The organism is Vulcanisaeta sp. EB80 (genome assembly GCF_002078205.2).
Map to the genome: position 1 here is coordinate 1 of NZ_LCWN02000065.1, position 12,361 is coordinate 12,361.

General features: G+C 44.9%; 11 protein-coding genes and 1 pseudogene. 5 read left to right on the top strand and 7 right to left on the bottom strand.

Annotation, left to right across the window (positions count from 1 at the left end; all coding sequences use genetic code 11):
* The 5 genes from B7L70_RS09995 to B7L70_RS10015 all read right to left on the bottom strand — a co-directional run.
* On the bottom strand, window positions 1–1,168 hold a 1,168-nt coding region (locus B7L70_RS09995; protein ID WP_081227825.1), incomplete at its 3' end, for a M48 family metallopeptidase.
* Window positions 1,134–1,589, bottom strand: coding sequence for a hypothetical protein (locus B7L70_RS10000; protein ID WP_081227841.1), 456 nt, complete (start codon window positions 1,587–1,589; stop codon window positions 1,134–1,136). The genes B7L70_RS10000 and B7L70_RS09995, both read right to left, overlap by 35 nt.
* Before the next feature lie 108 nt (window positions 1,590–1,697).
* Window positions 1,698–3,086: an ATP-binding protein gene (locus B7L70_RS10005; protein ID WP_081227827.1), complete on the bottom strand. Its 1,389-nt coding sequence runs from the start codon at window positions 3,084–3,086 to the stop codon at window positions 1,698–1,700.
* A 48-nt stretch (window positions 3,087–3,134) separates the two neighbouring features.
* On the bottom strand, window positions 3,135–4,736 hold the full coding sequence (locus B7L70_RS10010; RefSeq protein ID WP_081227829.1) for a helicase C-terminal domain-containing protein: 1,602 nt from the start codon (window positions 4,734–4,736) through the stop codon (window positions 3,135–3,137).
* 51 nt (window positions 4,737–4,787) lie between these two features.
* Window positions 4,788–5,198: a hypothetical protein gene (locus B7L70_RS10015; RefSeq protein WP_081227830.1), complete on the bottom strand. Its 411-nt coding sequence runs from the start codon at window positions 5,196–5,198 to the stop codon at window positions 4,788–4,790.
* Between the two features lie 82 nt (window positions 5,199–5,280).
* Here B7L70_RS10015 and B7L70_RS10020 point away from each other — a divergent pair, with 82 nt between their 5' ends.
* The 3 genes from B7L70_RS10020 to B7L70_RS10030 all read left to right on the top strand — a co-directional run bounded on the left by B7L70_RS10020 (window position 5,281) and on the right by B7L70_RS10030 (window position 7,942).
* Window positions 5,281–6,057, top strand: coding sequence for a TatD family hydrolase (locus tag B7L70_RS10020; RefSeq protein ID WP_081227843.1), 777 nt, complete (start codon window positions 5,281–5,283; stop codon window positions 6,055–6,057).
* Window positions 6,058–6,414: 357 nt separating this feature from the next.
* Window positions 6,415–6,711: a hypothetical protein gene (locus tag B7L70_RS10025; RefSeq protein ID WP_081227832.1), complete on the top strand. Its 297-nt coding sequence runs from the start codon at window positions 6,415–6,417 to the stop codon at window positions 6,709–6,711.
* Window positions 6,662–7,942, top strand: coding sequence for a zinc ribbon domain-containing protein (locus B7L70_RS10030; protein ID WP_081227834.1), 1,281 nt, complete (start codon window positions 6,662–6,664; stop codon window positions 7,940–7,942). The genes B7L70_RS10025 and B7L70_RS10030 overlap by 50 nt, the downstream gene beginning before the upstream one ends.
* Here the strand turns inward: B7L70_RS10030 and B7L70_RS10035 are convergent.
* Both B7L70_RS10035 and hutI read right to left on the bottom strand, forming a co-directional pair.
* Window positions 7,852–8,283: a hypothetical protein gene (locus B7L70_RS10035; RefSeq protein ID WP_081227836.1), complete on the bottom strand. Its 432-nt coding sequence runs from the start codon at window positions 8,281–8,283 to the stop codon at window positions 7,852–7,854. The genes B7L70_RS10030 and B7L70_RS10035 overlap by 91 nt on opposite strands.
* Window positions 8,284–8,338: 55 nt before the next feature.
* Window positions 8,339–9,589, bottom strand: coding sequence for an imidazolonepropionase (hutI, locus tag B7L70_RS10040; RefSeq protein ID WP_081227837.1), 1,251 nt, complete (start codon window positions 9,587–9,589; stop codon window positions 8,339–8,341).
* Between the two features lie 52 nt (window positions 9,590–9,641).
* Here hutI and B7L70_RS10045 point away from each other — a divergent pair, with 52 nt between their 5' ends.
* Window positions 9,642–11,417 carry a glutamate--tRNA ligase gene (locus B7L70_RS10045; RefSeq protein WP_081227839.1) on the top strand — a complete coding sequence of 592 codons (1,776 nt, stop codon included), beginning with the start codon at window positions 9,642–9,644 and terminating at the stop codon, window positions 11,415–11,417.
* A gap of 121 nt (window positions 11,418–11,538) precedes the next feature.
* A pseudogene (locus B7L70_RS10050) lies at window positions 11,539–12,361 on the top strand (hypothetical protein); the annotation flags it as partial.

A 12,361-nucleotide genomic window follows, 5' to 3' on the forward strand; every position in this document is an offset into this window, starting at 1 on the left:
CGTTGTGTAGCTCCCTCCATGCGACTTTTATGAGTGCTGTTGCTAGGTCTTTACCTTGTACGAACCTCATTGCGTATTTGTCTGCGGCGTATTCGCTTAATTTCATTGTGAGCGTTATTGTGAGTAGCTCAATGAGTATTGCGGTTATGAGTATGGGTATTGCGGGTAGCCTCATTATTGGTATTACGTAGGTTATTAATGCGATGTTGACTAACTGTGCTAGCGATATTAGGAATAAGGTTTTAGCCGAGTCTCCATGCATTATATGCCCTACCTCGTGCATTATCACGGCCATCAACTCTCTCTCGTTTAGGCAAGAAATTAACCTTGAGGTTAGTATTACGTAGTTGATGCCAGGTAGTCCTATTGATGCTGCGTTGCACTGGTTCATGTTAACTAGGTAGATGCCGTAGTTCTTGATGCCAAGTTTGTTCATTATCGCGTCCACGTCTATTATCTCCTCGTAATAATTCCGAGGGCTTGTACCTGGGTTACCTACTAGGGATAGTACGAACCTCCTAATTTCATCAAGTGACCTTGAGCTCTCAATCCGTGTTAGAAGCCGAAGAGCATTGTTGAACCTAGCATCATCAAAATCGTTGTACTCCAGGACGAATTTTATTATTTGGGAGTTTCGTAAATCGCCGTGCCTAATCCTTACCCGTATGATGTATGAGTAGATTATCGGTATAAGCAGTGGTGCTAATAATAATGCTACTATTACATGTATTGGTGGTAAAATGCTCGTAATTCTGAGCACGGCTATTATCAGTGACATTATGATTAATGATGTAAGTACGAGGCCTATTAGCCCTAGTGGCAATGATTGTAGCTTAGGTAGGTCATTTACTCTATAAACTCTACTACCTCTTCTCATTAGTAGTATCGTTATCTTACGTGAACCATCTGTACCTAAATACCTGAGGACTAGTGCATTTAGGAGATTTTTTGCCTTACCGTGCCCCCTAATTCTAATGTCATGGTTTATGCTTAACTCGGCATTGCCTAGCTCACTGTTTGCAATTAATTTCGTGTGATCATTGTTCAATTCCTTAGTTATGTAGGGTGTATTAGATGCCCTTAGTAGGTAATTCTCTATGTAATTAATTAAGGATTGGGGGTCTTTGATTAGTTCACGAATCGTTTGATAAATCTCTGCCGCCACCATCCATGGCTGTGTGCATGAGGTTTATTTTTTGTGCATTAGTTAATTGTCTGAACATATTTATACTTGTATTACTTCTCTTCGTTCTATACCCATCAATGAGCGATAGTACATCGTGTACATTATTGTGTTCAAGAATTAACCAAAACTCGGTACCACGCTCAATCCCATAAACCTTACCCCTCGCACTTCTCTTAATAACCCTAATTAAACCGAGCTCTACCAGTTCCTCTAGGAAGTTTCTAACGATTACTGACTCTGATCTCGGGCTTTTTCTAGTCCATATAGATATGTCCTGGGCAACCTTCGCTGGTCTGAAGGTTATTAATTGACCCTTTGCATTCGACACCATATCCTTTAGCATCTGGAGTATCAGAACCTTAACCTTTCTGGAATCCATCATCGGGTTTTCCGGAATTGTCATTGAGGCACCAGGGTTTCCGTATATATCCACTTAGATAAATAAATTAAGTGTTGGAGACACTGTTGGATCTCTCTACCGACAGAGTCATATGAAATCTCTTTTTATTATCTATGCTTGGTTATTTTTCAACTTGTCATCTAATTCGAGGATTTTTTCAATAATCTTCTCATCGGCTTCGAGGATGCGTTCAATCTCATTAATCCTATCCCTTAAATTAATGACCTCCTTCTCTAACTCCATAACTTGTTTCTTAAATGGTGAATCATCACTCATAGAGGAGCCATTTTTAGCGTTGTCAACACCAACGAGGTTTAATGCCTTCGATACGGTAGCAATACCATTATTACCGCCATTGTTTATATTACTATTACCTTGGTTAATAGTACCACCATTATTGTTCTCACCCTCATTATTATTCGCCACCGCCTTTTTCTTAACATCTTCATCAATTGTGTGCACATTACGCGACCTAATCTCAAGTTTCCTAACAACAATATGTTTGGGGCTCATTGTAGACCTCACTGGTCTCACTCTGGTAATATTTCCATTTGTAATAACCAGGACCTCCTCCGCGGACATCTCACCAAGTCTCTTGATTAGGTCCCTGGATATTGAAATTTCGTCACCTAATAGCTCGGGATTTATCTTGAACAGCACAACATTACAATGCTTTAGGAGTGAGGATTTTGGTATGACGTTGCTGACGAGTACGGCTCTTAATCCGTACTTTGCCAGCTCCATTATTACGTGATCTATTATTGAGTAGCCAGATTCATCCGCATTAAGTAGATTCTGGGCTTCCTCAATAATCAAGATATGCCTAACCCCCCTCTCAATCAATCCCTTACGCATGTAGTGCATGTACATGGAAGCCAGTATTAGGGAGGAAACCAGCCTTTTTTCCTCGATTATTGTCAGATCACTAAGGTCAATTATGGAATCCCCCTCCATGAGCCTATCAATGCTTACGATGCCACTACCTATGTTAGACGCTGAATACTCAAGTCTCCTAAGTATCGCCGCCTTCATCTCGGCCTCCGTCCTCGTATTAACTAGGTAGTTATCGATTTTACCTATTAAATCGTTAAAGCTTGAGTAATTGCCATCCCTGATTATCCTGTATAGCATGTACATGCTTGGTTCATTGAGACCTAGACCGAAGCCTAAAATCTCCGTTAATAACTTCGGTGGCAATCTATTAAGTTCTATTTTAATGGCCGATGTCGGTAATGTTGGTAAGATGCCCGCATACTCACCATGCCAATCAAGGACTGTGACGACATACTTCCTACTAAGCTCCTTAATCATCGCCCTAACGAGTGTTGACTTTCCTGACCTGGTCGGGCCCAGAATGCAAATGTGCTTATCTAATGGTATTCGGTAAGGAAAAACGAGGCGTGTACCAATCCTAACACTATCAATAAAGTGTCTCCTCACTAATGATGCTATTACCACCGATGTTGAGATCGCCAATGCGGTGATGGTTACCGCGCTCATTTCACCTCAATAAGATTGTCTCATCATCATTAATAAGTCACTACTTAATCACCACAACCTCCCGCGCATGAGTTGCGATAACTCAATGACCCTAATACTGAGTGCAAGCCACCGCGGTAACAATCTTCGATATTGGTAGTACCTACGATCTAACAACACGGCAACCTTCCTATGGCGGTCTAGGTCCCTCAATAGCCTACCTAGTACCTGGACCGTTGTGGATATCGCTGGGAATAGGAAGGCGGTTGTAAATCCCCCGATCCCCATTCTCTGGTAATAACGGGCTTTCAGGAATCCCCACTGGCTATACTGAGGTAATGGGAAGCCAATTATCATTATGCCGATTAATTCCTGTTCCAAGAAATTCACGCCCTCACCGATTGGGTTTTGTGCGTATGTTATTACCACGGATTTCGTAATCCTGGCGCTCCCCTTGAACTCATTAATCAACCTGAGCGTTTCATCACTATCGCCTAGTATGAACGTGGGAACACCCCAAATAGGTGGTGAGTAATTATTTATGTACGTGTTCATGTACTCAATACTTGGGAAGAAAATACCTAAACCACCCACCGGTGGTGCTGATTCTATGAAGATTTTAATGCTCTTATCGACCAGATCAAGGTAATTCTTCAATAACCTATTATTATACGTGAATTCCACATCCCTCACCACGAATACAGTGAAGTTATCCCTGTATTCCTTAGGTAGTGAGTCCACGGCCACGTAATATGACGACTCCGAAACTACATTAACAATGTGCGAAAACCTTCTACTAACCGATGCAGTTAGCAATAGGGCTCTATCGGCCCTTGCAATTAGATCGCGTATTGGCTTAAAGGATACGCACCTCAACCTAACCAGCTTACCGTCGTAGGTGAAGGCGCACATGTCTGTTCCATAGTGCGTGAGTATTTCGAGAACCTTATCACTAAACTTTTCAGAACCTCTTAGTACATCATCAATGTCGAACCTTCTCGCCACAACAACCTCCCTCTGCGGCACATAGTCTCTGGTTCTCTCGAGGATTTTCCTAGCCAACTCATTACCGTGAGATGCCCACTGCTTCAACTCATCGAGACTTATGCCTATTGACGTTTCAAGTCCTGAAATTACATTGTGGAATTCATCGATTATGACCAATGGTCTACGCCAATCATTAATTATATTCGACAATTTGCTATACAACTCAGGGCTTGATAAGTATGAGTGGGTTGATATAATTATTGGCAGTTGGTATGCCAAGGCCTCATTTACCTCATAGGGGCAAGAACCCTCGTTAAATACATCAATGGGATCGCAGGTATCGACCGGCGTTATCGAGACCCTAGCCCTCACCTTACATAGACCACTCATTCTATAGAGAAGGCATTGCTTAGCATCATGGGCATTAAATGGACATAGTGACTCCCTACCCAGGAACATCGCTGTTCTATCCCTAATACCAACCTGCCTAGCGAACTCGCACAACTGCAGCGCCTCGGCTCTGGATCTCGTGATCAGTAGGACTTCGCCACCATCCTCACTCCACCTCTTAGCTATGTTGATTGCCACCCTGGTCTTTCCAAAGCCTGGATAGGCACTCAATAGTACGACCTTTTTACTCTCCAATAATGCGTGTACATAATCCACAATACCCCCAATCTCCATTCATTTATAATTTATCCATTATTATTAATTAGGCACTTAGATTTACCTACTTCATGCTGATGGTTCGTAAATCCTCGTTTTCGATTCCTCAATAAACCGCTTCTTAACCTCCTTTAACTCATTAAATACGCTATCAATTGCGTTAAGCAACTTGGGGTTTGTCCTAACCTCATCAAGGTCTTTGCAGTTGTTTAAAACTTTCTCGAATAATTCATCCACGATCTTATCGGGTAGCCTCTCAAGGGCTTGCCTATAAATCTTGGGTAACTCCTCGCTTATGAATTTCGTGACATCATCAACGGTGCTCCAACCATCCTCTGCCTGCCTAATAATCGCCAGTATTGTCTCGAGACTATACCTCTCATCGGCAGATAATTTTGAGTCATCGAGATCCAGGTAGGCTCTATTTAGGCAATACCTAACGAACCTATATACCAGTGGGTGTATGCCGAGTGATGACATCGATAAGGGCAATAGCAATCCCAGTTAAAAATCTATTTACCCAATGTTTTTAAACTACGTGTAGTAACACTGCATGGGAGGCATGGGTGGGGTGGGGGTTATTGATACGCATGCCCATTTAAGTCGGTTAGATGTTTATTACCATGCACACGAGTTAATTGACGAGGCCCGGAAAGGTGGGTTGCTGGGAATAATCAATGTAACCATGAGACTCGATGAGGTATCTAGGGCGTTTGAGCTCGTAAGTAGGCACAGGGGTTTTGTATTCACGGCGTTGGGTTACGACTATGGTGGTTTTGATATTAGGGAAGTTGGGGAGATAATGAGGATTGTGAGGGAAAGGGTTAACTCAATAGTTGGTATTGGCGAAGTCGGCCTGGATTACGTTAAGGTTAGGGATAAACTTCTTCGTGAAATATCAAGGCACATATTCACCAAGTGGGTAGAGCTGGCCAGGGATTTAGATTTACCATTAATCATTCACTCCAGGGATTCTGAGTACGATATCATAGACCTGCTCAGTAAGTACGGACCTGTTAAGTGCATAATGCATGCATTCAGTGGTAATAAGAGCCAAATAGCGAGACTACTTGAACTTGGTTGTTACTTCTCAATACCGCCAACCATAACCAGGTCACAACAAAAGAGGGATTTGGCACTAATGGTACCACTCGATAGGTTGCTCCTGGAAAGCGACACCCCGGAGCTTGGTCCCAGTATTAATGAGCAATCAAAGCCAATCCATGTAAAGCTTGTACTAAGTGAACTAAGTAAAATACTTAATGTGAATATTAATGAGCTAAGTAGCGTAATAATCGAGAACACAATGAGGGCATTTCCAAGCATTTCACGTAAATAATCCAAGCATAAATAACTCCAGCATTCGTAGATTCATACTGAGATTCTGATTACGTTATCACATCAATTAATTGAATACGTATTCTAAATACACGGTTATGCATGGCGATACCAACACATTAGATTCATCAGCCCTGCGAGGGCGCATCATCAAATCACCTCTCCGGTCCTCATCACCTAATCTCAAGGGGAGGGGCGGGAGTTCTTATTCCTTCCCATTATTGTGAGACAACGGTAGTAAATTATTCTGCGATTATTCATCACTTAACCACAGCGGCCCTTTTGACAAAACGAACAACAAGCCTCGCCCCTTCTTGTCGTGAGTGGTTTTTAAGTCTGGTTGTTGCTTTTCTTGTGGATGTTGTGTAGGGCTGTGGCTGTTGAGCTTGAGGTCACTAGGGAACTCAGCAAGCTACTTTATTCTGTTGAGTCTGCGTATCTCAACATCGTTCGTGAGGTTGTTGAATACGCCGTTGTGAACAATGTTACGGGTGCGACCCAGCTCCAGGGGTTGTTCTACAGCAGGTATAGGCTGGAGTACCGAGACTTGAACTCTCACTTAATAATCCAGGCGATTGCAAGCAGCGCAAATTGCGAAGTCATTCATGGAGAGGAGGAGGAAGGGCTTGGCGAGCAAGCCCTACCCCGAGATTAAGGCTGTGTCCATTAGGTTCACCGAGTTCACATGGAGCTATGAACAATTTATCCGCTCAACAGCACCGGTTAGGCTTGAGCTATCCTTACTTGGTGTTCGTAGGGTTGTTTGGTTGAGGTTGCACAAGCGCTTCTGGCAATACTGGTGGAGGGTATTGAGTGGTGAAGCCGAGCTAGCCAGTACGCTAGTTGTTAAGCGTAGGTTGAACAAGTGGTATGCCATATTCATCTTCAAGCTGAAGCCTAGGAAGGAAGAACCAAAATCAATTGTTGCCTTCGACATCAACGAGAACACCGTTGCAGTGGGTAGGATTGATATAGTTGCGACAATCGATAAGATTGCAAGTTGGAATAGGCAGTACGCAACGCCACAGTTATACTCGATAAGGACTGATTTTGGTAGGTTGGCTAGGAGGTATGAGGCGATTCGAAACAAAATAATCGAGAAACTCAAGCCCAAATTTGCATTACCGAGCGGTAATTACGTGAATGTGACGAACACTAGGGAGTTCAGGAAGCAGGTGAGGAAATTACGAGAAAGGGGTAGGAAGGTTGGTCGTGTCAGGTATGTGGCTAATGAATTGACAAAAACGCCGGCAATCATCGTAACTGAAGAGTTAGGGAACAACCCACAGGAGGAGATGATTAATGGAATTGGGAAGGACGAGTTGAGGCATAGGATTAAACAAACACCGTTCAAGGCTGTGGAGGAAGCCGTTGAGGGTAAGGCTTTGGAGAGGGGTTCGAAGATATTCCACGTATCATCATACAGAAACAGTAGGGTATGCCCAGTTCACTTTGTTAGGCTTGAGAGTACCAATGATTGGCACATTCTCTACTGCCCAAAGGGCCACTACGTAAATAGGGACTACGCATCCGTGATGAATATGATGTGGAAAACAACACCAGAGGCATGGAGTAAAGGAGTTTGGTGGGATTTGAAGAGGGAGAAGATGGATTGGAAGATACATGAAGGCGATTCCAACCCAATTATACCATACCCCATCGTACAGTACCTATGGTATGTGCTCACGATTTTCACGGCCAGCGAGGAAAGCCCCGCAATGCTGGCCCGGGGCAAACCCATGAACCCCACCGGAGAAGCCGATGAAGGCAGGGCGAGGAAACCTCCCACACCCTTTCAAGGCAGGGAGGAGGTCAGACTAATGTCCGAACCCTTAGCAATGAATATCTTCTTGATATCACTTAATTCCTTTAGGACCCCTACGTAGAATGTGGCCTCCATAAAGTCGGTCTGCTCCTCGAGACTTCTCGGCTTTCTCCTTCTAACATTATTTATAAACTCATTAATACCGACACCGTACTTATGCTCGAGGTCCTTAATCATCACCCTGAAGGTATCCTGCCTGTAATCACCGTAGTCGTTTATGCACGGCGGCGGGGGTAATCCAAGTTTCCTTGTTAGGTTGACTATGTATGGGCATGTTGATGGGTCTCTACCCACCGGGCAGTGTTCCTGGCACACGATCGTTGCGTATCGTAGTATCCTCTCGAGAATACTCACTGGTATTATCGCATACTCTTCATCTGGGTCGAGCTCCACAGCGCCCATTGTTGGATCGAAACACCCATCATGGTTCCTTAAATAAAACTTTGTTTAGGGTGCCTCAACCGCACTCCTTACGAGCCAACACACCCTCTGGCGTTGCCTCTAGGATATTGCCCCTCTTAATGACCAGGGATACCTTATTCCTACCCAACTCATAGCTTAACCACCTGTAATTCGGCACATCCCACACAACGATATCCGCCAGATAACCAGGCTGCAGTATGCCCCGATCCCTGAGCCCCAGGCTGTACGCTGCATTGACCGTGGATGCCATTAGCACCTCAATTGGTGTCATACCCAGTAGGTACGTGGCAAACTCCATCGCGTACTGCATGTTTAGGGACCAGGAGTTGGGGCTGAAGTCAGAGCCCAGCGCGATTGGTACACCAGCCTCCCTAAGCGCCTTGACTGGCGGTCTCCTGTTGGTCATTAGGGATAGTACTGTGACGGGCAGTAGCGTTGCTACGGTACCTCTTGATGACAGTAACTTAGCGTTTTTCTCGGGCATATTGAGTAGGTGATCCATAGATGCTATGTTGAATTCATTAACCAAGTCGCTGCATCCTATGTAGGCTATCTCGTCAGCATGAAGCCTAAGCCCAAAACCTCTGGCGTAGGCCTCCCTCATGATTTCCCTCGTCTCCTCAACCGTGAATGCACCCTCATCACAGAATACATCCACGAACTTCGCGAGACCCCTAGCCACATTAAACGACTCTATTACAGCCTTTATGTAATCCCTCCTATCCACATCCCTGGGTGGTACGTGGATTAGGTATGTAGGTACTACATCAGGTGGTACACTGCCTATGGCATTATTTATAATCCTCAAGAGCCTAACCTCCTCGCTTGGTAATAACCCATACCCGCTCTTAACCTCTATCGTGGTGGTTCCGTACTTAGCAACATCGAATAACCTCCCGAATAAAGTCCTTCGAAGTTCATCATCTGTGGCGTTCACCGTGGCATTGACAGTCTTGTAAATACCACCACCCCTCCTCAAAATCTCCTCATAAGGCACACCCTGCAGTTTAAGTTCGAGTTCATCCTCCCTACTACCCATAAATAACAAATGGGTGTGCGGGTCAACTAAGCCGGCCGTGACGAGGGAGCCCTCTGCAGGTACTCTGCATTTACTATCGTACTCCCTACTGATCCTATCCCACGGGCCAACATCCACTATGGACTCATCATCCACAGCAATTCCCGCATCCTCCATTATCAAGACATCGTCACCGTACCTCCAGGGCATCGATTTCGCAGTCACCAGTTGACCTATTGGGCCTATTAGTAGCGAGACCCCCCTCATGTGTTGGGTATAGGTGTTATGGTTTAAAAATATTGTATTTTGTACAAACTTCGTGGTGATTGATAGAGAGAGGATTCGTGACATAGCCCTTAAGCATGCATTAGTTAATGCCGTGAAGTTCAATGGGAGGGCGGACGTAAAAGCCGTGGTCTCTAAGGTATTTGCCGAAGATCCGTCATTGAAGTCTATGGCGAGGGATGTGGTTCAGATAGTTAGGGAGGTTGTTGATTACGTAAATTCCCTAGGCATTGATGAACAGAGGAACTTACTAATGAGCAGGTGGCCAGAGACACTTGGGGAGAAAAAGGTTGAGTCGTATAGGAAGGGTATTGAGGATTTACCTCCTCTACCCAACGATAGTAAGTACGGCGTGATAACACTTAGGTTTGCGCCAAACCCAGACTTCGTACTCCACCTGGGTAGCGCAAGGCCTGCCATAATTAACTACGCCTATAAGTTGAAGTATGAGGGGTTGGGGAGGAAGGCTAAGTTCATACTTAGGTTCGAGGATACCGATCCAAGAACGAAGAGGCCATTGCCCGAGGCCTACGATGCAATTAGGGAGGACCTGAGGTGGTTAGGCATTAAGTGGGATGAGGAGTACATACAATCAGATAGACTGAACATATACTACGGCATTGCCAGGGAGATAATAAGCAAGGGTGGAGCCTATGTTGCGGCAAGGGACAGTGGGTGTACGCCAGATGATTGGAAGAAGTCGAAGGTTACAAGTAAACCCTGCAGAAATAGGGATGCCGACCCAAGCGTCAACCTAGAGCTCTTTGATCGGATGCTTGAGGGTCGCTATCGCGAGGGTGAGGCGATTCTCGTGATAAAGACAGACCTGGCACACCCAGATCCAAGTGTTAGGGATTGGGTGGCCATGAGAATCATAGACACGGATAAGTATCCGCACCCAAGGGTTGGGTCTAGGTACGTGGTTTGGCCAACGTATAATTTCTCGGTATCCATAGACGACCACCTAATGGGTATAACGCACATACTAAGGGCCCAGGAGCACTCCGTGAATACTGTAAAGCAATCCTTCGTATATGCGCACATGGGTTGGGAGCAGCCTGAGGCCATACACTTTGGTAGGCTCAGGATTGTAGGGATGACACTCAGTAAGACTAGGCTTAAGGCTCTTGGTATTAGGTGGGATGATGTTAGATTACCAACGCTGGCGGGGCTTAGGAATAGGGGTATTCAGCCAGAGGCCATTTGGAGTATAATGCTCCAGGTTGGTGTTAAGCCAACCGATGCTACAATAACCTCGGAGAACTTATTTGCCGAGAATAGGAAACTGATTGAGCCTAGGGCGGACAGGTACATGGCCGTTATTGACCCTGTTAAGGTCGTGATCGAAGGAGTCCAGGAGAGGCTCACCGCTAGGTTGCCTATGCACCCGTCATACCCAGAACGTGGCTACAGGGAGATACAGCTTGAGCCGGTTAACGGTGAGGTTGAGCTATTCATCGGTAGGTCCGATCTTGAGAAATTGAGTGTAGGGTCCATAGTTAGGTTGATGGAGCTCGTAAACATAGAAATCACGGATAAGAGGGGTGATTCAGCAATAGCGCATATACACAGTAAGGACCTTAAGAGTGCTAAGAAGGTCAATGCACCAATAATCCAATGGGTACCTACGGATAACGTGCCAGTAATAATCAAGAGACCCGAGGGCATGAAAATAATCGAGGATAGGGGATTGGCCGAAAAGGCGGTGTCTAAGGTGGGTGTTAGCGATATAGTGCAATTCATGAGATACGGTTTCGTTAAACTCATTGAAAAGTCCAATGAGGAGATCTTTGTATACGTCCATAATTAATAAGTAGATTAATTATGAAGCATAATCTTTATTTCCCTTAACTAACTAACACAATGGGTAATAAGCCTCGCCCTTCAGGGCGGGGTGAGTTTTTAAGCCTGGTTGTTTATTTTTCCTGTGGATGTTGCGTAGGGCTGTTGCTGTCGAGCTTGAGGTCACTAAGGAGCTCAATAGTTTGCTCTACTCCATTGAGACTATGTATCTCAACATCGTTCGTGAGGTTGCCATGTACGCCGTTGCGAATAATGTTACGAGTGCAACACAGCTTCAAAGGCTGCTTTATCGCAAGTATAGGCTGGAGTACCCAAGCCTTAACTCACAATTAATCATCCAAGCAATCAGGCAATCATCCGAAATTGCAAAATCATTCATTACACGAAGGAGGAAGGGCTTAGCACAAAAACCATACCCGGAGGTTAGGAGCATCTCGATTAGGTTTGTCGTAACGACCTGGAATTATGAGGAGTTCGTTAAATCAGTAGCCCCAGTCAGGCTTAAGCTATCCTTACCCAGTGGTCGAACTGAGGTTTGGCTTAGACCACACAAGCACTTCTGGCTGTTTTGGTGGAGGGTTTTGAGTGGTGAAGCCGAGCTTGCATCTACGCTGTTGATTAAGCGTAGGACTAACAAGTGGTATGCGGTTTTTATCTTTGAGATCAAGCCTAGGGTGGAGAAGCCAAATTCAATCATTTCCTTCGACATCAACGAGAACACCGTTGCTGTGAGTAGGATTGATATAATTGCAACAATTGATAAGATCGCAGATTGGAATAGGCGGTACCTAATGCCTGAGCTCTACTCGATTAGGACTGATTTTGGTAGGCTAGCCAGGAGGTATGAGGCAATTAGGAACGCAATCATCGAGAAACTCAAGCCTGGATTCGCATTACCAAACGGTAAGTACATGAACATAACGAACACGAGGGAATACAGGAAGCGTGTTA